Origin of the sequence: Mycolicibacterium anyangense, assembly GCF_010731855.1 — a bacterium.
Classification (GTDB): Bacteria; Actinomycetota; Actinomycetes; order Mycobacteriales; family Mycobacteriaceae; genus Mycobacterium; species Mycobacterium anyangense.
The window spans coordinates 5,612,525-5,636,020 of sequence record NZ_AP022620.1 but is presented as its reverse complement, the minus strand read 5'-3'; the positions used below and the strand labels follow the sequence as shown (position 1 = coordinate 5,636,020).

The 23,496-nt window shown below is 65.4% G+C and carries 22 protein-coding genes, 1 tRNA gene and 1 pseudogene; 16 read left to right on the top strand and 8 right to left on the bottom strand.

What is annotated here, in order from left to right; all coding sequences use genetic code 11:
• Positions 1-7 precede the first annotated feature (7 nt).
• A complete protein-coding gene (locus G6N35_RS26645) occupies positions 8-286 on the top strand; it encodes a hypothetical protein (protein ID WP_163807333.1) in 279 nt (92 codons plus the stop codon).
• On the top strand, positions 279-680 hold the full coding sequence (locus tag G6N35_RS26640) for a hypothetical protein (protein WP_163807332.1): 402 nt from the start codon (positions 279-281) through the stop codon (positions 678-680). The genes G6N35_RS26645 and G6N35_RS26640 overlap by 8 nt, the downstream gene beginning before the upstream one ends.
• 293 nt (positions 681-973) lie before the next feature.
• Here the strand turns inward: G6N35_RS26640 and G6N35_RS26635 are convergent, their stop codons facing one another.
• Both G6N35_RS26635 and mobF read right to left on the bottom strand, forming a co-directional pair.
• On the bottom strand, positions 974-1,192 hold the full coding sequence (locus tag G6N35_RS26635) for a hypothetical protein (RefSeq protein WP_163807331.1): 219 nt from the start codon (positions 1,190-1,192) through the stop codon (positions 974-976).
• 55 nt (positions 1,193-1,247) lie between these two features.
• Positions 1,248-4,022 carry a MobF family relaxase gene (mobF, locus tag G6N35_RS26630; protein WP_163807963.1) on the bottom strand — a complete coding sequence of 925 codons (2,775 nt, stop codon included), beginning with the start codon at positions 4,020-4,022 and terminating at the stop codon, positions 1,248-1,250.
• A 1,008-nt stretch (positions 4,023-5,030) separates the two neighbouring features.
• Between mobF and G6N35_RS26625 the strand changes: the two genes are divergently transcribed.
• The 8 genes and pseudogenes from G6N35_RS26625 (at position 5,031) to G6N35_RS26590 (ending at position 10,641) form a co-directional block, all read left to right on the top strand.
• A complete protein-coding gene (locus tag G6N35_RS26625; RefSeq protein WP_246224714.1) occupies positions 5,031-5,198 on the top strand; it encodes a helix-turn-helix domain-containing protein in 168 nt (55 codons plus the stop codon).
• Entirely contained in the window at positions 5,198-6,556 is a 1,359-nt protein-coding gene (locus G6N35_RS26620; RefSeq protein ID WP_246224518.1) for a site-specific integrase, read from the top strand. The genes G6N35_RS26625 and G6N35_RS26620 overlap by 1 nt, the downstream gene beginning before the upstream one ends.
• 29 nt (positions 6,557-6,585) lie before the next feature.
• A pseudogene (locus tag G6N35_RS26615) lies at positions 6,586-6,922 on the top strand (type II toxin-antitoxin system RelE/ParE family toxin).
• Complete coding sequence (locus tag G6N35_RS26610) at positions 6,922-7,251, top strand: type II toxin-antitoxin system RelB family anti-toxin (RefSeq protein WP_163807330.1); 330 nt, start codon at positions 6,922-6,924, stop codon at positions 7,249-7,251. Before G6N35_RS26615 ends, G6N35_RS26610 begins: the two are co-directional and overlap by 1 nt.
• 457 nt (positions 7,252-7,708) lie before the next feature.
• Positions 7,709-7,948 (top strand): ribbon-helix-helix protein, CopG family, encoded by a 240-nt coding sequence (locus G6N35_RS26605; protein WP_163807329.1) that lies wholly within the window; start codon positions 7,709-7,711, stop codon positions 7,946-7,948.
• Between the two features lie 16 nt (positions 7,949-7,964).
• A complete protein-coding gene (locus G6N35_RS26600; protein ID WP_163807328.1) occupies positions 7,965-8,360 on the top strand; it encodes a hypothetical protein in 396 nt (131 codons plus the stop codon).
• On the top strand, positions 8,361-9,794 hold the full coding sequence (locus tag G6N35_RS26595) for a hypothetical protein (protein ID WP_163807327.1): 1,434 nt from the start codon (positions 8,361-8,363) through the stop codon (positions 9,792-9,794). It abuts the gene before it with no gap.
• Entirely contained in the window at positions 9,769-10,641 is an 873-nt protein-coding gene (locus G6N35_RS26590; RefSeq protein ID WP_220098529.1) for an ImmA/IrrE family metallo-endopeptidase, read from the top strand. The genes G6N35_RS26595 and G6N35_RS26590 overlap by 26 nt, the downstream gene beginning before the upstream one ends.
• 403 nt (positions 10,642-11,044) lie before the next feature.
• On the opposite strand, the gene G6N35_RS26585 is transcribed toward G6N35_RS26590, so the two are convergent.
• Positions 11,045-11,118: transfer RNA gene (locus G6N35_RS26585), tRNA-Met, on the bottom strand.
• A 151-nt stretch (positions 11,119-11,269) separates the two neighbouring features.
• On the opposite strand from G6N35_RS26585, the gene G6N35_RS26580 reads away from it, so the two are divergent.
• A complete protein-coding gene (locus G6N35_RS26580) occupies positions 11,270-11,896 on the top strand; it encodes a hypothetical protein (protein ID WP_163807325.1) in 627 nt (208 codons plus the stop codon).
• Positions 11,897-11,902: 6 nt separating this feature from the next.
• On the opposite strand, the gene G6N35_RS26575 is transcribed toward G6N35_RS26580, so the two are convergent.
• The 3 genes from G6N35_RS26575 to G6N35_RS26565 form a co-directional block, all read right to left on the bottom strand.
• Positions 11,903-12,817, bottom strand: coding sequence for a ribonuclease Z (locus G6N35_RS26575; RefSeq protein ID WP_163807324.1), 915 nt, complete (start codon positions 12,815-12,817; stop codon positions 11,903-11,905).
• Positions 12,818-12,823: 6 nt separating this feature from the next.
• Complete coding sequence (locus G6N35_RS26570; protein ID WP_163807323.1) at positions 12,824-15,829, bottom strand: UPF0182 family protein; 3,006 nt, start codon at positions 15,827-15,829, stop codon at positions 12,824-12,826.
• Between the two features lie 104 nt (positions 15,830-15,933).
• Positions 15,934-16,956, bottom strand: coding sequence for a YlbL family protein (locus tag G6N35_RS26565; protein WP_163807322.1), 1,023 nt, complete (start codon positions 16,954-16,956; stop codon positions 15,934-15,936).
• A 156-nt stretch (positions 16,957-17,112) separates the two neighbouring features.
• On the opposite strand from G6N35_RS26565, the gene G6N35_RS26560 reads away from it, so the two are divergent.
• From G6N35_RS26560 to G6N35_RS26550, 3 genes are all read left to right on the top strand, one after another.
• Complete coding sequence (locus G6N35_RS26560; RefSeq protein ID WP_163807321.1) at positions 17,113-18,492, top strand: zinc-dependent metalloprotease; 1,380 nt, start codon at positions 17,113-17,115, stop codon at positions 18,490-18,492.
• 65 nt (positions 18,493-18,557) lie between these two features.
• Positions 18,558-19,370, top strand: a complete 813-nt coding sequence (locus G6N35_RS26555) for a TOMM precursor leader peptide-binding protein (protein ID WP_163807960.1) — start codon at positions 18,558-18,560, stop codon at positions 19,368-19,370.
• A 1-nt stretch (position 19,371) separates the two neighbouring features.
• A complete protein-coding gene (locus G6N35_RS26550; protein ID WP_163807320.1) occupies positions 19,372-20,718 on the top strand; it encodes a macrolide-binding ATPase MABP-1 in 1,347 nt (448 codons plus the stop codon).
• A 45-nt stretch (positions 20,719-20,763) separates the two neighbouring features.
• Here G6N35_RS26550 and G6N35_RS26545 read toward each other — a convergent pair whose 3' ends face one another.
• Positions 20,764-21,033, bottom strand: coding sequence for a WhiB family transcriptional regulator (locus G6N35_RS26545; RefSeq protein ID WP_163807319.1), 270 nt, complete (start codon positions 21,031-21,033; stop codon positions 20,764-20,766).
• A gap of 132 nt (positions 21,034-21,165) precedes the next feature.
• On the bottom strand, positions 21,166-21,291 hold the full coding sequence (locus G6N35_RS27680) for a hypothetical protein (protein WP_281357059.1): 126 nt from the start codon (positions 21,289-21,291) through the stop codon (positions 21,166-21,168).
• Positions 21,292-21,504: 213 nt separating this feature from the next.
• On the opposite strand from G6N35_RS27680, the gene tpx reads away from it, so the two are divergent.
• A complete protein-coding gene (gene tpx / locus G6N35_RS26540) occupies positions 21,505-21,996 on the top strand; it encodes a thiol peroxidase (RefSeq protein ID WP_163807318.1) in 492 nt (163 codons plus the stop codon).
• A gap of 95 nt (positions 21,997-22,091) precedes the next feature.
• On the top strand, positions 22,092-23,495 hold the full coding sequence (locus G6N35_RS26535; protein ID WP_163807959.1) for a DUF1254 domain-containing protein: 1,404 nt from the start codon (positions 22,092-22,094) through the stop codon (positions 23,493-23,495).
• Position 23,496 lies beyond the last annotated feature (1 nt).

Here is a 23,496-nt window from a genome sequence, read left to right as displayed (position 1 = left end):
GGCCCTTATGTTGGATGTGTCGCAACATGATGCCGTCGAACAACTGCTGCTAACCGGCACGCGCGTGCAGCGTCGGCACGTCGAGCGCATCGATTGCTGCGACTCCGAAATCCATAGGCATCTCTTTTCGATCAACAGCGACCCGAACGATCATGATGGCGAGCGTGAGTCTCTGCGTGAGCTAACTGCGGATGATGCAGCTATTGTTGACAGCGAATTCGATGTGCATCTCGCCATGATGCTGCAAGACTGGCAGGAGCGAGTTAGGAGGTGGCTCGATGACTGATCCCCACACGACAGCCACCTTTATCTTCGCCAAACTGCAGCGTGATGCAAAATTTCGGAAGAAATACCCATGGCTGCATAACACCGTGGTGTGCGTCGAATGGGACTACATGGCTGAAGTAGTCAACGATCGTATGGCTCAACATTTTCCGGACGGGGGCTCGATCGCCTGTTACTACCCACGCGAGCATAGGATGGCCTTCGTTCAGGCGGTTCCCAAAGACACCCTCCGAGCCCGCCCGAATCAGGCGGCTGACGATACCTTGGACCTCAAAGCCCCGCAGACCACCGTTGGAATGGTCATTGATTGGATGGCTTCGCAGGATGGATCGTCCGCCGTCGAGGTTGGCGATATTTCGACGAAAGAACTTGAAGAGCAATTCTCCCGACTTTAAGTCGCAGTTTGTCCTTTCGGTCCGAGCCGCTAGTACTGTGCTCTACGTGCCTTCGGCTAATCGAAATTTGGTCCTACGCATGCTGATTGGTAGTTGCTGGGGTGAAGGCCTCGCCGAATTGGCGTTCAGCCAGTTAGGCTATGATTGAGCGGCTCGCGTGCAGCACAGCAGGAATGTCGCGCGGCGAGACTAGGGCCCCTGAGGTCGCTAACGGACGAGCTGAGCCGCCACGGAAAGCCGCACTAGGACTTAACACCGCTTCCACATCATTGCATCAGTGTGGGAAACCGCTCTTAGCGATTGCCGCTTTCAAGGGCTTTAACTCGAGCGTCGAGGCGGCCAATCTCACGGTAGAGCGCCTCAATGGTGTGTCCCATCGTGAAGACCAACGGAATCAATGCTTTCGCGTCGCCAGTCTTGGCAACAACCTGCATCTGCGGGCCGTTCATGTCGATTTGACCTAGGAGGCTCTCGACCATGATGTCCAGTGACTTTTCTTCATTCTCATCCATACAACCAGTATGCGAGTGATGTCCCCGAGAACAAGTGTGAAGAACCATGTGCATCCTATAGGCCAACTTCGCGGATGCGCTCGCGATGTTCCGTACCGCCCACGTCCCGCTCAAGTTGCGTCGTAACTCGCCCCGACATGCATTCCCACTCTGAGTGATCCGCTCTTCGCTTAGCGATGCGGCGCAGTCGATGGCCCCACAGTGCCCAAACACGCTCGTTCCCAGCTGCATTGACGCCTACGCCTTCGACGATGTCATGCGCAGTACGAGCCTGCCTTTCGTCGTTGCCGACGATCGAGCGGGCGAGGTCCACGGCACACCTCAACCCGGCCGACGGTTCGGTCCCGAGGTCCCGTCCGCCATCATCACGCAGCCTCCGCTGAGCGAGATAGGCGGTGTTGGCCTGCCGTCCTCGGCTCATGGCGACGTAGAACATTGCACGAGGAGTGTTTTCGCTCAGCACCGCGTGCGTGGTGTCCGTGGTGGCACCTTGTGCGGAGTGGACAGTGACGGCGTAGCCATAGGTGATGTGGTCGCGCAGGTAGTCGCCGGCGAAGGAGGCGCGGGCGCCGTCGCTGAGGCGGCGGGCGGCGATGCGCTGACTGTCAGGGTCGATGGCGTAGACGCGCCAGCGGTTTCCGTTGCGCACCGGGTCTGCGTGCTGGATCCTTTCGGTGGGGTGTAAGACGGTGATGGACGGGTCGTTGTGGCGGCTGATGATCAGGTCGCCGTCGGCGATTCGATGTCCCCGTGCAGCGGTCACTGCTGGCGTGTCTGGGTCGATGGTCTCGTTGTGGATGCGTTGGTTCAGGGCGTCGGCCATCTCCTTGGCATCGCAAACGAGCAAGCTGTCCTTGCCCGCTGCGCTGTCACGCCGGTAGGCCACCAGAGCCTCTGTGGCCATAGCGATTTCGTCTCCAGCGTGCAGGCGATTGTTCTTGCGGTACCACTCGATCGCGCGACGCACCGGCGCCGGTCCCCCATCACGCAACGCAAGCGAAGCGCTGCGCTCCTCTGGGTTCCGCATCCGCCACACTTCGGACAACTTCTGCGTCCAGGGCAGGTCGGTGCAGAGTTGGGCGAACATGCCGCCGCGGGCCTTGACCGGCGCCAGCTGGTGTTGATCGCCGACCAGGACCGTTTTGGCTCCCGCTGTCGTGGTGGCAGTGAGGAGGCGGCGTAGATCGTCGGTGCCCACCATGCCCGCCTCATCGACGATCACTAGATCGGTGTGGCTGAGGTTCAGGCTGTGGTTGTCGATGTCGCGGAGTGCTTTGGCGATGGTGTAACCGGTATCGCCGGCGCCTTCGCGGACCGCGACATCCACCGCATTACCCGTCGGCGCCAACACGATGACTCGGCCATCACGGCGGCGACGCGCCATCGCCGCCAGCGCCCGCATGGAGGTGGTCTTGCCCGCTCCGGCAGGGGCGCTCAGTGGTTGCACCAACCACGGCGAGACAGCGATGTTTTCCACCGCGCGTTGTTGATCCGGCGACAAACCGTCGAGGTCGCTGGGCAGACCCCACAGGATTGACCGCGGATCGTGTGCGTCGACGAGATCGAGCACCGCGGCTTCTTCGGCCAGGATCAGCTCGAGGGTGAACCGCTCATGTCCCTCTCTTTGATGCGCTTCGCGTGGCGCGGTCAGCCGTACGGCGATGTCGTCGACGGCTTCCTCGACGAGCTCGCGCGGCGAGCGTGCGGTATCGATGGGAAGTTGGGCGCCGATGACCTCCACGAGGTCAGCGCGTGTAAACCCAGCCTTCTCGATCGTGGCAGCGGCGTCGGCGATCCGGTGCCGGTCGAACCGCGGCCCGCTCGCCGCGAGCCGGTCACGACGGGCACTGCGGTGCGCCGCCGAATCGATGCCGACACCGCGCTTGTCGGTGCGCCATCCGGCCCGCAGCTCTGTCCAGCCGAGTTGTTCGGGCTTGCCTGGGCGGGTGGCTTTTTGAGCTGCCGCAAGCTGCGCTGCGGACGGCTCACCGCCTTCGTTCATCGCAAGGTTTCCGGCTGCCCACTCGCGTAATTGGGAGGACCGTTGCGACCACGCGCTGATGCTGTTCGGGTCGATGCCGGCGACTTCGGCCATGCCCGTTGACGGGTCAACGGGTAGCCATTCGTAACCCAGGGATCGGTGTAGTTCGCGGCGCAGCGTCGCCTGATAGATGACGCCCGCGGCCTTTGCTTCGTGATACAGCGACGTGCCGTCGATCGACACCAATCGACCGTCGTCGCGGGCTTGGCGGTTGGGCACGATGACGTGAGTATGCAGGTGCGGATCACCCGCCCGGGAGGTCTCGTGCTGGTAGGCGACCGCCACTAAACCAGGTAGCCGCACGAGGTCCTTCTCCCGCGTCGCCGGGTTGTGCACGCGGGTGTATCCGGCGTGGGTCGCAAGGTATTCCACCGCTTCGGCGATCGCGGTCGCGTGGGCGTCCGCGATCGCTTTATCGGTGACGTCGTCGGCTCGGATTGCGCGGATCAGCGACACCGACTTCGGCGCACAGAACGTCAGATCGAAGCCATGCACACTGTCGCTTCGGAACCCGCGACCCGACGCGCCGTTGGGCGATTCTCCGCCGACCAACCACCGCTCGACGACATCGGTTTCTGCCTCGCCGCCTACCCGTTCGAGGTCCGATAATCCGACCAGTTCCGCGGCGCGGCGGGCGTCGCCGGCGCACAGCCACACGGGGGCGCGGGTGTCGTGTTCGGTGTAGTACTCCCCCAATCCGCCGCTGGCTTTCTGGGCATCGGCTGCGGCGCGGACGGTGTCGTTGTAGTAGTTGATCGACCAGGCCGACAGCTTGGCAATCGTGAGCATGTCGATCACCGCCTGGGCCCGAGATCGCCCGGGGCTCAAAGCCGCCAGGTGGCGAACGCAACGTTCGCTACCGCCAATCTCGCACATCCCTGTGCAAATGTGCCATAGGAAAATCAGGTGAGTTTCTATGAGTTGCTCTGTCAGACAATCTGTTTGGAGACACAGCGGTATCAGACGGAATGTGTTGAGATGCTTGAGACTACAGGGACGTAGTGAACGTGTGGGCGAAGGCAGTCGTAGGGTGTGCGTGAGGTGGTGCCGCGGCGTCGAACGTCAGCGCGCCCGGATGCGCTACTCGCGCCGAACGGGTTGCAGAGAATTGACGAAAGCCGGTACGAGACCGTCGAGTCGACTAAGCGTTCCGCCGAAGGACGGCCAAGGGGAGCATGTAGGCGGCGCACACCGCGCCAGAGGTGACAACCGGCGACGCATCAGAGTGCGGAACCACGTACACCTGGACCCCTGAGGTCACAGGAGCCGACGAGCGGCCCAGACAGCGGTCAGCGACTTCGCCATGCTGACCTACAGCCAGGGACCGCTCCAGCACTTCGGTGGCATGTCGATGCTGACGCAGAATGCGTCGGCATACGCGCACTCGAACATCTTCCGCATCCGTGGCAATTGGCGATCGAGCGGATCCGCTATCGGTTTCGCAGTCGGTGGCCTGACGCCGACCGAAAAAGAACGACGCGATTTGACCCGAGTCGATCGAAAACCTCTTACATAGAGTTCCGTTGCGTCTCAGGCTAAATTCCGGCAATTCGTGAGTTGCGAATCGATTTCATTTGACCGTCGCATAGCGGTGCCGAGCGCATTTAGCTGTCAGTTATGCCGGTGACTGCGAGGTCCACTTCACGCCACGGAACGTGGCGCTCCTCAACTCGGCAGGACCAGCCTCGCGACCGTCAGCCGCGGCCCGTCACCAACTCGCGGACCATCCACAGCTGCCAAGGTTCCTTCTCAATCGATCGACACAGTGAGAGGTGGTGAATTACATTGGAAGATAACGTGTTCAACGATCTACCCCTGCTCCTCGCTGTACCGCACGCGGCGAAGCTTCTGGGAATCAGCCGTGCCGCGGCCTACCGGCTCGTCCACTCTGGCGAGTTGCCGGTCCGTCGGCTCGGCGGACGCATCTACGTGGTAACCGCAGGCCTGCGCGACTTGGGAGAGTGATGAAGGGCTCGGTATATCGGCGAGGCGCGAAGTGGTACTACAAGTTTCGGGTGCCGCAGCGCGATCCCTCGACCGGCCAGTTCCCGTGGGTGACCAAGGGCGGCTACGACACCGAGCGTGATGCGTGGGAGGCCTGCCGCGAGGCGATGCGCGATGCCGACCGCAACCGGATCGTGCGGCCGTCGCAACAGACAGTCGGCGAGTTCGTCACCGATTGGCTTACGGCGGTCCAGCCGGCGCTTGACGCCTCCACGTGGCGCAGTTGGAGCGACTATGCCCGGTGGTACGTGATCCCCCACATCGGCGGGGAACGTCTCCAGGCGCTCAATGAGCCGGTGCTGCTGAGGTTTTACGCGATGCTGTTGGCGAAGGGCCGGGTGAAACCGAACAACGATGCGGTGATGTACACGCATTGGGCGAAGCTGATCGCCAGCGGCAAGCCGCCGCCGACACCTCGCGAGCTGTCCACGGCGTGCGGCACCTCGATCCACGCCTCGCGTGACGCCGTCCGGCGCTATAAGGCGGGCCTGACTCCCCGGACCCTCACGCAGGGGCTGGCCCCCAAGACTGTCCGCAACATTCATTCGTTCTTGCACCGGGCACTCGCCGATGCCGTCGCCTGGAAGTACATCTCCGAGAACCCGGCGAGCAACGTCAAGCCGCCCCGTAACCCACGAACCCGCCGGCACGTGTGGAAACCCGAGGAGATCCGGACCTTCCTGGCCTCAGCACGCGAGGACCGCTTCGCGGCGCTGTTCCTCCTGGAGTTGACCACCGGGATACGGCGAGGCCAGATCTGCGGACTCAAATGGTCGGCGGTCGATCTCGATGCCGGAAAGGTGACCGTGCACGACAACCGGGTGGTCGTCGGTGGCCAGGTCGTCGATAAGGCCGGGGGCAAGACCCGCAACGCCGACCAGACCATCTCCATCGACAAGACCACGGTCGGTGCCCTGCGGCGCTGGCGTGCCCAACAGGACACCGAGCGGGAGTTCTTCGGCGACGCCTACCACCCGGGTGACTTCGTGTTCACCTACCCCGACGGCCGTCCTCCCCATCCGGATTCGATCCGCCAGCGCTTCGAACGTCTGACGGCCAGGGCTGGGTTGTCCCGCATCACGTTTCACGATCTGCGCCACACGTATGCCACGGGCGCGCTGCGGGCCGGGGTGAGCCCGAAGATCGTCAGCGAGCGCATCGGTCACGCGAACATCGGCTTCTTCCTGGAGACCTATGCCCACGTCCTCGACACCGACGACAGCGAAGCGGCCGAGCAAGCCGCCTCGTTCTTGCTCGGTGACAGCTGGACCGGCGGCGACGATGCTCCGGCGAATCTCCCGCCGCACGATATAACGTAGAGGTTATACTGGTGTCGAAGCGTTGGGACGTGATCCTGCTCGACGAGGTCGAACAGTGGTTCTTCTCGCTCGACAGGGACGCGATCGCGGCGGTCACCGGCGCCCTCGACCTGTTGGAGCTGGAGGGGCCGACATTGGGCCGGCCGATCGTTGACAAGGTGAACGGCTCGAGGTTTCACAGCATGAAGGGAGCTGCGCCCGGCCGGGACCAGCGTCCGCGTCCTGTTCATCTTCGACCCGGCCCGGCAGGCGATCCTGCTGCTGGGCGGCGATAAGGCAGGCGACTGGAAGCGCTGGTACGACAGGAACATTCCGATCGCGGACGCGCGCTTCGAGAGCTGGCTGGCGACCGAGCACGGAGGGTGATGACGATTGCGCGCAACTGGCGAGACATCCGCGCGGACGCGATCGCGCAGGGTGCACTCGATGCCGAGCGAGCCAGCGCTGCGCGTGAGGAGATGCGTGAGGCCGTCCAGGCGCACCGTCTGGCCGAGATCCGTAAGGCGCTGGGGCACTCCCGCCAAGCCGACGTCGCGGCTCTCATGGGCGTCTCTCAGGCCCGCGTTTCGAAGCTGGAGAGCGGCGACTTGTCGCACACCGAGCTGGGCACGCTTCAGGCGTACGTCGCCGCGCTGGGTGGGCAGCTGCGCATCGTCGCCGAGTTCGGTGATGACACTGTCGAATTGACCGCCTGACCACGAGTCAGCGACTCGCCTCAACGACCCACGAGGCGCTCAGGGCGCACGGTTCATTGACGACCGTCAACAGTGCAGGCTACAGCCACAACCGACGGCCACGCGGCCGTGGATAAGCCCGGTAGGCCTTCAATTTCGGAGCCGCGTTGCAATTACCGGTCCTCCAAGCCGCACGCGAATCGGTCGGCACTCCCTGGGTGAACGACGATCGATGCCCGGGGATGGTCGCGCTACCGCAGCGATCGCTTCGTACAGCTGAAAGACGTATGTGTGCCGTACTCATGCCGTATGATTTACAGATGCAACCCATCCGTTGTACTGTTGCAATACATCAAACGCACATCTAACATATGGTTGCGACCACAAGAGGCCGCGGCTCTCCGACTATCAGCAACGGGACACGCACGACACCCGAGCCGGGTGCCTTAACCCAACGTCGTGCATAGGAAGCGAGTTCATGGCCACCGAACGCAAGAAGCTCACGGTGAATCTCTCACCGGCGCTAGTCGAGGTGCTCAAAGAGATGGCAGAAGAAGATGGCACCACGATGACCGAGTCGCTTAAGCGAGCGATCGAACAACGTAAGTACTTCCTCGACAAGGTCAAGGAAGGCAACGAAGTCGGCCTCATCCCCGAGGACCCGAAGGCTCCGGTCCGGCTAGTCGAAGTCGGCGGGCGAGCCAGAAGCTCGACCTGAACTCAAGACCGGATCCATGACTGACGACCCCAAGGATCACGAAATGCCGCGCACGCCCGCCCTCGAACCTAGGGGCGGGCGTGCTTGGTCTGATGCCATCAGGCAACGCATTGGCTCGGCACGAGACAAGATCCCCAAGTTGCGCGGCAGTATCGAGCAAGAGCGTGAAATCGTCCGCGGCGAACTGGCCCGCAAGTTGGTTCGAACCTTGAACGTCACGCTCGTCGCCGTCGCGTTGCTCCTAGCCACGTCACGCTGGACCGGCCTCAATCTGCAGACCGCCAAGGAGTTTTTCGATCCGATCCTGTCGGCGGTGATCGCCCTCGTTAGTTCGGCGCTTGGGTTCTACTTCGGCTCGTCCGAGCGCGGTCGCTCCGACGCTGGCAACTCGGGGCAAGAGGAAGAGAAGTGAATGCGCGAACACCCTTGGTCCCAAGACGCGCTGAGCGACCTCATCCGGTGGTCGTTCGTGCTGGACCTCGCCGACAGGCGCGAACCCTCGCTGCTCGATGAGCTCGAATCCGCGGAACTCGCCTTATGGACTCAGGCATATCCGCTCGCCGAGCAGGTTCTAGAACGTACCGAGGAATGCTGCGACCACCATCTCTTGCGCACGGTCACGACCTCAGAGTTCATAGCCACCATCGCGCTCACTAGTGCGGCGGTGATGCACCAGAACGCCTGCCGAAAGCCCAAGGACCCGCGGCACACAGCTCCCCCGAGATTCTGTATCGACGAGATATCGCTCGTGCAGCGGCTGGTGTGCGTGCTGTGCAAGGCCCTCGACATCATCGTGAAAGCCTCGCTCTTGGAGCGCATCGCCGAGATCATGACAGCGCGCCGGGCGAGTCTGGACCAGACAGTCGACGCTCTCTCTGGAGCGATCAGTCACAAGATCGCGCTGCCGGTACTTGCGGCGCGACCGAAGCCGGCTATCACTCGAGGAATCCCCAACGTCATCATCAACGTGCCGAGCAGCTTGCTGCAGCCGGATGAGGCGGCGAGCGGGCTGAGCCGGGCGAGGCAGCTTGCAGACGTCGCCGAGACGCACGGCATGCGTGCGCACGTCACCGCACAATGGCCGAAGCCGATCGGTGCGTCCGACGGCCAGCGCACGACTCAAGTCATGGTGCCGATGCACTACGCCAGCGCCATCGTTACCGTTACCGAGAAGGGGTCGCTCGGGACATTGCAGTCAATCGCCTTCGCGGAAGAACATTCCATCCCCAGCCTGATCATCGACACGCCAGGGCACGAGTCCGTCGAATACCGAAACCCGGGCGGATGGACGCACCGCCAACGAGCAGAGTCCAGTTCTGCGGAAGATGACAGCCGCGCCGTCTCAGAATTTATCGAGACATTCGGCACTCAGATCTTTGGCCGCAACCGGTCGCTGACCATGATCGGCGACTTCGTCGTCCCGCAGACACGTCCGGAAGATTGGCTGGACGGCAGCGTGGAACCGACGGTCTTTGCTACGTCATGGGTACCGTTCGCGCGTGTTCGTGCGATTTTGAGCGATGACCTCGTATGGCATCAGACACCTCCGGCGATCCTCCGCGAGATCGCCTTCAAGCTGGGTCGACTGACGGCGCCGCAACCACAGGGCGAGGACGTGGCCCGGACCGGCGCCGACGACCCACGCCACCGTGACTGGCTCGAATTCTTTGTCACCTTCCTGGGATTCGCCGAAACGCGGGAACTCGATTACGACGAGATGGGCCGTCTCATGACGGCGCACTTTCGAGCCGAGAATCAGTCCCCTATCTCCGCGCGCGACGACTTGCCGTTACACACGAAGGATTGGCAATCGCTACTCAATGAGCTTCCCGACCACGATGAGTAAGGCGAAACCACACGAACCGTACGCGCCTCCAGTGGACCCGTGGCGGCACAGCATTCAGGGCCTGATCTCCGAGATCGAGCCGACGTTTTGCTCCCCGGGCGTGGTGGACCTGAACGCCTTAGCCCGCCGCCTCGGCGCGCGCGACATCCGCTACGGAGCTCAAAACCTCCACGGGTATACGCAATGGACCGAACGCGGGCCCTTCATCCAGCTGAGACTCATTCGGTCTGACGGACGAAGACGCTTCACGCTGGCCCACGAGTGCGGGCATCTACTGTTCGACCCCGCGCTCGCCGCAGACCGCGTAATTGAGCAGTACGAGGAGCCCCCAGCGGCATTCGACGCCGTCGAGCGCCTACGCGCCTACCGCGACTACGCGGGCCTGTCGTACCCCGGCCTTGAGCAAATCTGCGACTACTTCGCCGCAGAATTGCTACTTCCACTGTCCTCGGCGGCCGCACTTCGACCATCGATCGACTCCATCCAAGCACTGGAAGCCAAGTCAAAGGAACTGCGAGTTTCGCTGTCGCTTATGGTCACTCGGCTTAACGCGGTCCGTTCGGGGCTTCTGTTGCTGCGACTTGAACGAAGTCGCTCCGGCAAGTGGGTCATCCAGCAAAAGCATGGCTTCAGCCAACGCTTTGCGGGGCACCTATCGCTCTGCAAGCAGTCGGGCCACCGCCTCGACGAGCTCGGCAGCGGCTACCACGAGGTCGAAATCGGCCTACAAACCCTTGATGGCACCAGTCGGTTGCGCGCATCGGTGAAGCGGACCACCACGAGCGTCATCGCACTGTCAAGGGGTGCTGGGCCGGCGGCAGCGTTTGCGCCGGCGAAGCCGCTATGACACCGCTGCGGCAGCGCAGGTAAGAGGCCTCCTCGAGTGTCTGGCTAGCTACAGAGTCTCATAACAAGCTCAAGACACCCACGAGTCGACGACGCTCGCGCCCGGCCGGTCGCGCCAAGCACAGCCGGCGCGGCCACGGTAACCGACTCGATGGCCCGCGAGCGCATCCCCGGGGCAACTCACTGCGGTGGAAGACACCGACCCCTGAGCTCGGCGGTATGACTGACTAACTCGCCGCCTGAGCAAACAATCCGACGTCGGCGTCACGATGCGGGTTCAACGCCCGTTGACCACCCTCTGGGCAGCTCCGGCACCATAGTTAGACAGCCTTATGTTCCCAAAAGTGTTCCCAAATGGCATGAAAACGGCCCTCGGAGGGGTCTCCGAGGGCCGTTTTACCTAGTAGCGGGGACAGGATTCGAACCTGCGACCTCTGGGTTATGAGCCCAGCGAGCTACCGAGCTGCTCCACCCCGCGTCGGGTGAACACCACGTTACCCAATGCCATCGAACGCAACCAAATCGTATGGTCAGAGGCCTGTGAACTGCATAGTTTGAAACCCGGAGCGATTCCAGACAGTCTCGATACAGACATGACCACGACGCCCCGAACCCGCAACCTTGCCGCTGTGACCCTCCTCGTCACCGCCCTGGCCGCCACCGCCTGCGATCACCAGGTCGGCGTCCCCAGCGCCTCCTCGAGCGCTCCGGCCGTCCTGGCCCCCCCGACACCACCGACCACCACCTCCAAGGCCTCCAGCACGCCCGCCAAGGCCCCGCAACAGCCACTGGACTACACCCGCCTGCTGCTGGAAGGCCGGGACATCTCCTCAGCCACCGACACCTACACCGCCCAGCCGGCCACGCCGAACCCCGGCACCAAGACCGGTGCGGAGGTGCTGCTGGTCAACTCCGACCAGACCAAAGCGGTGAACATCCTGCTGGCCGCACTCCCCGATCCGGCGGCCGCCCCGTCCGCGCTGCAGGAAGCGCAGGCCAATCTGGCGACCGCGGTCACCGGCGGCCAACCCCAGCCCTTCCCGGTCGGCAGCGGCGGCACGGTGGTGTCGGGCACCTCACCGGATGGCACCAAGTCGGTGACCGTACTGCTGTTCACCGAGGGCGCCGCCCTGGCCCGCATCGAATTTGACGGTGTTCCAGGCCAACCCGCCGTGCGCGACTTCGTCACCAACGTCGGGCAGAAGCAGGACATCGCATTGCGCGTCGGCCTGGGCACCACCAACGGACCGGCCTAGCGGGCCCTACGGCCGCCGCTTGGGCACCGCAACGCGCATCAGGTCCTCGGCCACCACGGTGTCCCCGGAGAACTCGCGCGCGGCCTCCTCACGGTAGCGCTGCGCGGCATCGGGATAGCGCTGCGAAAAATGTGTGAGCACCAGCCGGCGCACCCCACACTCACGGGCCACCCGCGCGGCCTGCCGGGCAGTCAAGTGGCCGTATTCGGTTGCCAGGGCGCTGTCTTCGTCGAGGAACGTCGCCTCGATCACCAGCATGTCCACCCCGTCGGCCAGGGCATAGACGTTCTCACACAGCCGGGTGTCCATCACGAAGGCGAAGCGTTGCCCGCGCCGGACCTGGCTCACCTCGTCGGCCGCCACCACCCGCTCCCCGATCCGCAGCGCACCGGTCCGGTCCAGCTCCCCCACATCCGGGCCGTCAATGCCCAAGGCGGCCAACGACTCCGGTAGGAAGCGTCGACCGTCGGGCTCAGTCAGCCGGTAGCCGTACACCTCGATCGAGTGGTCCAGCGGCATCGCCTCCAGCACACCGAACCGGCCCGCCGCCACCTGCCCCGGGCCGGCAACGGGCTCCTCGCGGACGTCGACGGCGTCGTGGAACACCGAGGCGTGCCGCAGCCGGTCGAAGTACACCCGCCCCGAGTGCGGGTAGTGCGCCACCACCGGACGCTCACTGCGGTCCAGCGACAGCCGCTGCAGCACACCCGGCACCCCCAGGCAGTGGTCGCCGTGAAAGTGCGTGAGGCACAACCGCGTCACACTGCTGGGCGGCACCCCGGCCAGCAGCATCTGGCGCTGGGTGCCCTCCCCCGGATCGAACAGGAAGCCCTCGCCGTCCCACCGCAACAGGTAGCCGTTGTGGTTGCGGTACCGGGTCGGCACCTGGCTGGCGGTCCCGAGGACGACGAGTTCGCGCACCTGCCGCTACTTAGCGGCGTCGTAGGCGTTCATCGCGTCGTTGAGCTTCTGCAGCGCCGACCCGTAGTCGGCGAAGTTGCCGCCCTGCTGGGCATCGCGCACCGCCGTCAGCGCCGACTCGATATCGCGCAGCGCAGCCGACTTGGCCGGTGACAGCGCCGTCGGCGCACCCGGCTGACCGGGCACCGCCGCGATCGGCGTCGGCACCTCCGGTGCGGCACCCGGCAGCGGTGTACCCGCAGGCGTCTCAACCGGTTTCGCGCCCGGCGGTGGTGCACCCGGACCGGTGGCCGGGGCCGGGCCGGTGGCCGTGGCTCCCGCGCCGGCACCGAAGATGCCGTCGAGCGCGGTACTGACCGTCGGGCCGTAGCCGACCTTGTCGTTGTACATCATCGCCACCCGGATCAGGCGCGGATACGATGACGCGGCGTCACTGGCACCCGGCGAGGCATACACCGGCGCCACATACAGCAGACCACCCTGGCCCACCGGCAACGTCAGCAGGTTGCCCCACCGGATCCGGTTCTGGTTGTCGCGGCCGATCACGCCGAGGTCCTGGCTGACCGCGGTGTCGGTACTGATCGCGTTGAACGCCAGCTTGGGACCGTTGACCTGACCGGGGATGGTCAGCACCGTGATCTTGCCGTAGGTATCGGGATCCGAGCTGGCGCTGATGTAGGCCGCCAGGAAGTCTCGGCGGAACCGGTTCATCGCACTGGTCAGCTGGAACGACGCCGAATTGTCATTGCGGGCAAGGTCTTTGGCCACGATGTAGTACGGCGGCTGGTAGCTGCTGGCCGTCGGGTTCGGATCCAGCGGCACGTCCCAGAAGTCCGAGGTGGAGAAGAACGTCACCGGATCGTCGACGTGGTACTTGGCCAGCAGCATGCGCTGCACCTTGAACAGGTCCTCCGGGTAGCGCAGATGCGCCGCCAGGTCCGGGCTGATCTCACTCTTGGGCTTGACCGTGCCCGGGAAGACGCTCATCCACGCCTTGAGCACCGGATCCTTCTCGTCCTGTGCGTACAGCGTCACCGTGCCGTCGTACGCGTCGACGGTGGCCTTGACCGAGTTACGGATGTAGGACACCTGCTTGTCGGGCACCAACCGGTTCAACGCCACCTCGTTGGAATCCGCGGTCGCCGAGGACAGCGACGTCAGCTCCGAGTACGGGTAGTTGTCCAGGGTGGTGTAGCCGTCGACGATCCACACCATCCGCTTGTTGACGATCGCCGGGTACACCGTGGAATCGGTGGTCAGCCACGGCGCCACCGCCTCGACCCGCTCGGCCGGGTCACGGTTGAACAGGATCCGGCTGTTGGAACCGATCACGTTGGAGAACAAGAAGTTTCGCTCGGCGAACTTCGCGGCGAACACACTGCGCGCCAGCCAGTTACCCACCGGCACACCACCGGTGCCGCTGTAGGTGTAGTTCTTGGCCTCGTTGTTGGTCTCGTAGTCGTACTCGCGGTCGGTGCCGTTCTTGCCGACGATCGCGTAGTCGGCGGCGGTGTTGGCGATCACCGGGCCGAAGTAGATGCGCGGCTGATCCAGCGGGGCCGGCCCGGGTGAGATGACACTGCCGTTGGGCCCGACCACGCTGGCCAAGAACTCCGGGTAGCCGCCATTCTGGTTGGGGTCGTTGGCAATTCCGCGCACCGTGTTGGCCGGCGAGGCGATGAAGCCGTTGCCGTGGGTGTACACGGTGTGCTTGTTGATCCAGTCGCGCTGGTTGTCGATCAGCCGGTCGGGGTTGAGCTCACGGGCGGCGACCACGAAGTCGCGCAGGTTGCCGTCCGGGCCCGCGTAGCGGTCGATCGAGAGCTGATCCGGGAAGTAGTAGAAGTTCTTGCCCTGCTGGAACTGGGTGAACGCCGGGCTGATGATCGTCGGATCCAGGACCCGGATGTTCGACGTCGTCGCCCGGTCGGCAGCCACCTGCTGGGCCGTCGTCGGCGCCGTGCCGCTGTAGTCGCGATACGTCACGTCCTGACTGGTCAGCCCGTAGGCCTGCCGGGTGGCCGTGATGCTGCGGCTGATGTATTCGCTTTCCTTCTGCGCCGCATTGGGTTTGACGCTGATCTGCTCGACCACCATCGGCCAGCCCGCGCCCACGATCAGCGAGCTCAGCAGCAGCAGCACCAGGCCGATCGCCGGGATCCGCAGATCACGCAGGAACAGCGCGGAGAACACCGCCGCCGCGCAGATCAGCGCGATGGCCATCAGGATCAGCTTGGCCGGCAGAACCGCGTTGATGTCGGTGTAACCCGCACCGGTGAACGGCTTTCCGACCCGGGTGTGGCTGAGCAGCTCATAACGGTCGAACCAGTAGGCCACGGCCTTGAGCAGCACCAGCACACCGACCAGCGCCACCAACTGGATGCGGGCCGGACGGCTGAGCGCGCCGGTGCGACCGGCCAGCCGGATACCGCCGAAGACGTAGTGGCTGACCAGATTCGCCAGGAACGCCAGGAACACCGCGGCGAACAGGAACGACAGCACCAGCCGGTAGAACGGCAGATCGAAGGCGTAGAACCCGAGGTCCTTACCGAACTGCGGGTCGGTGATCCCGAAGTCGCCGCCGTGCAGGAACAGCTGGATGCGCGGCCAGTAGCTCTGCGCGACAACGCCGGACAGCACACCGACCACCGCGGGCACCCCGATGCCGAACAACTTGAGCCGGGCCATCACCGCCGTGCGGTAACGCGCCACCGGATCGTTGGGACCCGCGGTCGGCACGAACACCGGCCGGGTGCGGTAGGCCAGCGCCAGACCGGCGAACACGATGGCGCCGACCACCAGTCCGGCCACTAGGAACACCACCAGGCGGGTCACCAGGACCGTGGTGAACACCGAGCGGTACCCCAGCTCGCCGAACCACAACCAGTCCACGTAGGTGTCGATCAGACGGGGACCCACCAACAGCAGGACCACCACCGCCAGCGCGACCCCGATGAGGATCCGGCTACGTCGGGTCAGCTTCGGCATCCTGGCAGCCGGCCGCATACTCACCTGTCAGGCTCCTGTTTCGTCTCGGGCAGCGGGTCATGCGCTGTCGGGAGAAGTACGGCCCCAACTCTACGCATCGCCGCCGCGTCACCGGTTGACAGCGATTGTCAGCAGCTGGGCGGGCGCCCGCCGGAGGTCAGCGTGTGCAGTGCGTCGACCGCGGTGTTCAGGGTGTCGACCTTCACCAGCTCCATCGAGTCGTCACGCATCGACTTGGCCTCGTCGCAGTTCTCGGCGGGCACCAGGAACACCGTCGCCCCGGCCTCCTGGGCCGCGGTCATCTTGTGCGTGATGCCGCCGATCGGACCGACCTTGCCGTCCTCGCTGATGGTCCCGGTGCCGGCGATGAACTTCGAACCGTTGAGGTCGCCGGTGGTCAGCTTGTCGATCACCGCCAGGCTGAACATCAGCCCGGCCGACGGGCCGCCGATGTTGGCCAGGTTGAAGTCGATGGTGAACGGCGCCCACGGCGCATCGAGGACGGCCACCCCGAGGTAGCCGTAATCGCGGTCCTTGTTGGTGCCCAGGGTGATCTTGGCGCTGCCGGCCGGGGCGTTCTTGCGGCGGTAGTCGATGGTGATCTCCTGACCGGGCTTGGTGGCCTTGAGCACCGTGGTGAACGCCGCGACGTTGGCCACCTTGGTGCCGTCGACGGCATCGATGGCATCGCCGACCTGCAGCTTGCCGGCCGACGGGCCGGGGTCGTTGACCTTCTCCACCCGCACCGCCTCCGGGTACTTCAGGTAGCCCAGGGCGGCGTACTCGGCGCTGAACTCGGACTGCTTGAAGTCGGCGTTCTGCGACTTCTCGACGTCCTCGCGGGACTTGTCCGGCGGGAACACCAGATCCCGCGGCACCAGCTGCTCGCGGCCGGACACCCACAGCGTCAGCGCCTGCCCCAGCGTCAGACCGTCGCGCTGGGCCACCGTCGTCATGTTCAGATGCCCGGAGGTGGGATGCGTCGTGGTGCCCTCGATGTCGACGACCTGTTTGCCGTCGACCTCGCCGAGGGTGTTGAACGTCGGGCCCGGGCCCAGCGACACGAACGGCACCGTCACCACCGCCAGCAGCACCCCGAAGACCACGATCGGCACCAGCGCCGCCATCAGGGTCAGAATCCGCCTGTTCACGCCGCCAAGAGTAGTTCCGGCGGGCAGGAGTGAAGCGACCCGGGGAATAGACCCCGCGGGCAGGAGCGCAGCGACCCGGGGAAACCAGCCGGGCCTTTCTCTGACAGCGTGATCGCCGGTTCGCCACCAAACCCGCCAGGTGAGTACGGTTGAGCCATGGCTGACCTGCCCTTCGGCTTCTCCACCGGCGACGACCCCAACCGGGACAAGCCGAAGAAGGACCGTGACTCCGCCGGCAACGACCCGTTCGGGTTCGGCGGCGGCGAGTTCAACCCCGCCGACCTCGGCCAGATCTTCACCCGGCTCGGCCAGATGTTCAGCGGTGCGGGCACCGCAATGGCCGGCGGATCGTCCGGACCCGTCAACTACGACCTGGCCCGCCAGCTGGCGTCCAGCTCGATCGGGTTCGTCGCCCCCATCCAGGAGAGCACCGCCTCGGCGATCGCCGACGCCGTCCACCTGGCCGACACCTGGCTCGACGGTGCCACCGCGCTGCCCGCCGGCGCCACCCGCACCGTGGCCTGGACCCCCAGCGACTGGGTGGACAACACCCTGGACACCTGGAAGCGGCTGTGCGATCCGATGGCCGAGCAGATCTCCTCGGTGTGGGTTTCGGCCCTGCCCGAAGAAGCCAAGGCCATCGCCGGACCGCTGATGGCGATGATGACCCAGATGGGCGGCATGGCGTTCGGCTCGCAGCTGGGCCAGGCGCTGGGCAAGCTTTCCCGCGAGGTGCTGACCTCCACCGACATCGGCCTGCCGCTCGGGCCCAAGGGCGTCGCCGCCCTGCTGCCGCAGGCCATCGAGGAGCTCTCCGAAGGCCTCGAGCAGCCGCGCAGCGAGGTGATGACGTTCCTGGCCGCCCGCGAGGCGGCCCACCACCGCCTCTTCAGCCACGTGCCGTGGCTGTCCAGCCAGCTGCTGGCCGCCGTCGAGTCCTACGCCAAGGGCATGAAGATCGACATGAGCGGCATCGAGGAGCTGGCACAGGGCTTCAACCCGGCGTCGCTGACCGACCCCGCCGCCATGGAACAGCTGCTCAGCCAGGGCATGTTCGAACCCAAGGCCACCCCCGAGCAGACCGCCGCCCTGGAGCGGCTCGAGACGCTGCTGGCCCTGGTCGAGGGCTGGGTGCAGACCGTCGTCAGCGACGCCCTGGGCGATCGGATCCCGGGCACCGCGGCGCTCTCGGAGACGCTGCAGCGCCGGCGGGCCACCGGCGGGCCAGCCGAGCAGACCTTCGCCACCCTCGTCGGCCTGGAACTGCGGCCCCGCAAGATGCGCGAGGCCGCGCAGCTGTGGCAGCGCCTGACCCAGGCCGCCGGGGTCGACGCCCGCGACGCCGTGTGGAACCACCCCGACCTGCTGCCGAACTCCGAGGATCTCGACGAGCCGGCCGGTTTCATCGACCGGGTGATCGGCGGGGACACCAGCGGCCTGGACATCGATGCGGCGATCGCGGAGTTCCAGAAGCTCGACGAGCAGGCCGGGGACGCCGACAAGAAAGACGGCGACGACAGGCCTGTGGATAGCTGATCGCCCCGCCGCCCGCGGAGTGCGATCCTCGCTGCGTGGGCCGGCTCTATGCGCTCGACCCGGCAATGCCGGTGCTGCTGCGACCCGACGGCGCCGTGCAAGTGGGCTGGGATCCCCGCCGCGCCGTCCTGGTCCGCCCACCCGACGGGGTGAGTTCGGCCGATCTGGCCGCACTGCTGCGCGGCCTACAGATACCGCTGGACCTCGACGCGGTGCAGCAGCTGGCCGGCAGCCACGGCCTGCACGACCCCGCCGCCCTCGATGACCTGCTCGACGACCTGGTGAGAGCCGGGGTGGTGCGGCACCGTACCCGGCGCAGCGCTGCCCGCGCCCTGTCGATCCGGGTGCACGGCTGCGGGCCGCTGTCGGACGTGCTGGTCGAGGCACTGCGCTGTTCCGGGGCAAGGGTGGCGCACACCAGCCACGCCAACGCCGTCGTGTCGGCGGCCGGCGTGGATCTGGTGGTGCTGGCCGACTACCTGGTCGCTGACCCGCGGGTGGTGCGTGACCTGCACGTAATCGGGGTGCCGCATCTGCTGGTGCGGGTGCGCGACGGCGCCGGTCTGGTGGGCCCGCTGGTGATCCCCGGCGTCACCAGCTGTCTGGCCTGCGCAGACCTGCACCGCGCTGACCGCGACGCCGCCTGGCCGGCGGTGGCCGCCCAGCTTCGCGATGTGACCGGGACCGCCGACCACCCCACTGTGCTGGCCACCGCGGCCGTCGCCCTCGGCCAGCTGCAGCGGATCATCACCGCCGTGCGCGGCGCCGAACCCGCCGGAGAGCCGCCGAGCACGCTGAACACCACGCTAGAAGTCGACGTCCGCACCAACACCATTTCCGCTCGTCGCTGGTCACGGCATCCGCGCTGCCAATGCTGACATGGGTGGTTGCCAGCACAGCCATGTCAGGGATGATGGTCTGGTGGCAGACATCACCCGCGGCCGCGCCGCCCGCAACGCCAAGCTGGCCAGCATCCCGGTCGGCTTTGCGGGCAGGGCCGCACTGGGCTTCGGAAAACGGCTGACCGGCAAGTCCAAAGACGAGGTCAACGCCGAGCTGATGGAGAAGGCGGCCAACCAACTGTTCACCGTCCTCGGTGAGCTCAAGGGCGGCGCGATGAAGGTCGGCCAGGCGCTGTCGGTGATGGAGGCAGCGGTCCCCGAACAGTTCGGTGAGCCCTACCGCGACGCCCTGACCAAACTGCAGAAGGATGCCCCGCCGCTGCCGGCAGCCAAGGTGCACCGGGTGCTCGACGGCCAGCTCGGCACCAGGTGGCGCGAGCGGTTCAGCTCGTTCGACGACAAGCCGGTGGCCTCGGCCAGCATCGGCCAGGTACACCGCGCGGTATGGCACGACGGCCGCGACGTCGCCGTGAAGATCCAGTACCCCGGCGCCGACGAGGCGCTGCGCGCCGACCTCAAGACCATGCAGCGCATGGTCAGCGTGTTCAAGCAGCTCTCCCCCGGCGCCGACGTGCAAGGCGTGGTCGACGAACTGATCGAACGTACCGAGATGGAGCTGGACTACCGGCTCGAAGCCGAGAACCAGCGGGCGTTCGCCAAGGCCTACCAGGGCGACCCGCACTTCATCATCCCGCATGTGGTGGCCAGCGCACCCAAGGTGATGATCACCGAATGGGTCGAGGGCGTGCCGATGGCACAGATCATCCGCTCGGGCACCGTCGAGCAGCGAGACCTTTGCGGCACAAGACTTTTGGAGCTCACACTCGGAGCGCCAGCCCGGGTCGGGATGATGCACGGCGACGCCCACCCGGGTAATTTCATGCTGCTCGACGACGGCCGGATGGCGGTCATCGACTTCGGTGCGGTGGCGCCGCTGCCGGACGGAATCCCTGCCGAACTCGGCGAGATCATCCGGTTGGCGCGGGACCGCAACTATGACGAGCTGCTGCCGACCATGGAGAAGGTCGGCTTCATCCAGAAGGGTGAGCAGGTTTCGGCCAAGGAGATCGACGACATGCTGCGCCAGTACGTCGAGCCCATGGAGGTCGAGGTCTTCCACTACACCCGCAAGTGGCTGCAGAAGATGGCGGCGGCCAACATGTCGGTGTCGGCCGAACAGCTCAAAACCGCACGGGCCATGGACCTTCCGGCCAAGCTGGCGATTCCGCTGCGGGTCATCGCCTCGGTCACGGCCATCTCAGCCCAGCTCGACGCGCACATCCCGACCAAGGCCCTGACCGAGCAGCTGGTGCCCGGGTTCTGACCCGAACCCGCCTGCGCGGCGGGTCCGGGCCAGTCAACCGGCGGGCTAGGCCGCGATGACGTCCTTGCGGGGGCGTCCGCGCGGGCGCTTGCGCGCCACGATGGCGCCGCGCTCGATGATCTCGCCACCCCAAACACCCCACGGCTCACCGCGATCCAACGCGGCGGCAAGGCACTGCCGTCGAATCGGGCAGTCCCCACAGAGCACCTTGGCGCGCTCCAGGTCCACGGGGCTCTCAGCGAACCACAGGTCGGGATCCCCGACGTGGCACGGCAACACCGGCAGTAGTTCCTTCCGGACTGTCAGTGTCGACATGTCCGTTCACCTGCTTCCTGGTCGTCTCTACGTATCTCTTCGGTGGACCCGGGCCAGGTGGTGGAGGAAAAACTAAGGCCACGGATCCTTTGACTTCGGGTCCGTGGCCAGTGGCTGTGTCTGGGAGCTTTCCTAGATGAAGCTCCTGTCCACGGACGCGATGGTCGGGGCGGCGTTGGCGCGACGCTTACGCTGAGCGGCGGCCGCAGCGGCGTGGGCAGCCGTGATGGCGTGGAAGGTCCACGTGCGATGCGCCATGCCGGCTACGCCATACGAAGCGGTGGAAACATTCACGGTCGGACCCTCCTCTCTCATCACGTCGTCTGCCGGGCCGTTGATCGGCACACGCAGAGTGCGGTTTCGAGGGTACGCCCTGAGACGATTTCGCCACAAGCGATTTTCTGAGCTGCGGTTTTGCGATCTGGTCACCCGAACACCCGCGCCCGGCATGCAGCTGACAAACTAATGCCCATGGCACAGATAACCCTGCGTGGAAACCCGATCAACACCGTTGGTGAGCTGCCCGCCGTTGGCGCCAGCGCTCCCGAGTTCACCCTGGCCGGAACCGACCTCGGGGCCGTCGAGAGCGGACAGTACAGCGGCAAGACCGTGGTGCTCAACATCTTCCCGTCCGTCGACACCCCGGTGTGCGCGACCAGCGTGCGGACCTTCAACGAGCGCGCCGCCGCCAGTGGCGTCGCGGTGGTCAACGTGTCCAAGGACCTGCCGTTCGCGCTGAAGCGGTTCTGCGGCGCCGAGGGCATCGAGAATGTCGTCTCGGCTTCGGCGTTCCGCAGCAGCTTCGGTGAGGACTACGGCATCACCATCACCGACGGCCCGATGGCCGGCCTGCTCGGCCGCGCCGTGGTGGTCGTCGGCGCCGACGGCACCGTCACCTACACCGAGCTGGTGCCGGAGATCGGCCAAGAGCCGAACTACGACGCCGCGCTGGGCGCGCTCTAACCGAGGATCGCGAAATACACCGCACCAGGATGCCGATCACGCATCCTGGTGCGGTGAAACCGCACGCCGTTCTCGCCTGCCTGCTGCTGATCGCCATGACCGCCGGGTGCTCCGGCACGAGCAAGACCCCGTCAGCGACCTCAGCGCCACCATCGTCGACCGAGGCAAAGGGCACCGTGACTGAAGAGCAGGCGCGCGCCATCGCCAAAGAGGCCTACATCTACGGCTTCCCGATGGTGGACAGCAACCGGGTGCAGTACTCCTACTTCGTCGACTCGCACAGCCCGGAGTACAAGGGCGACTGGAACGTGGTGCACAGCATCGCGCGCGTCTTCACCCCGGCCGACACCGCGATCCAGACACCGAACTCCGACACCCCGTACTCGATGCTCGGCGCCGACCTGCGCACCGAGCCGCTGGTGCTGACCATCCCCCCGATCGAACAGGACCGGTACTTCTCGGTGCAGTTCGTCGACGGCTACACCTACAACTTCGCCTACGTGGGCAGCCGCACCACCGGCAACAGCGGCGGCAAGTATCTGTTGGCCGGTCCCGGCTGGAAGGGCGACAAGCCCGAGGGCATCAACGAGGTGATCCGCGCCGACACCGACATCGTGCTGGCGATCTACCGCACCCAGCTGTTCAACCCCGAGGACCTCGACAACGTCAAGAACATCCAGGCCGGCTACACCGCCCAGCCGCTGTCAGCATTCCTCAACCAGCCCGCCCCGGCAGCCGCGCCACCGATCGACTTCCCCGCGCCGCTGAGCCCCGACGAGCAGAAGACGTCACCAAAGTTCTTCAATCTGTTGAACTTTGCGCTGCGCTTCGCCCCGGTGCTGCCCTCGGAGAAGGACCTGCGCGACAAGTTCGCCACCATCGGCATCGGACCGGACGGCACATTCAACTACGACTCGCTGAGTCCGGAGCTACAGAAGGCCGTCACCGACGGGATGGCCGACGCGTGGGCCGAGCTGAACACCTTCAAGAAGGACAAGCTCGACACCGGGCAGGTGACCTCCGGTGACCTGTTCGGCACCAAGGAACAGCTCAACGGCAATTACCTGTACCGGATGGCCGGCGCGGTGCTGGGCATCTTCGGCAACTCCAAGGCCGAGGCCATGTATCCGGTGTACGCCACCGACTCCGACGGGCAGCCGCTGAGCGGGGCCAACAACTACACGCTGACGTTCCCGGCCGGCCAACTGCCGCCGGTCAACGCGTTCTGGTCGCTGACGATGTACAAGCAGCCGGAAAGCCTGCTGGTGGAAAACCCGATCAACCGGTACCTGATCAACTCCCCCATGCTGCCCAACCTGATCAAGAATCCCGACGGCAGTCTGACGCTGTATCTGCAGAACCAGTCGCCGGGCCCGGAGAAGGAAGCCAACTGGCTGCCCGCCCCGCCCGGACCGTTCTCGGCGATCCTGCGGCTGTACTGGCCCAAGCCGGACGCCCTCAACGGCAGCTGGCAGGCACCGAAACTGGTGAAGGCCTGAC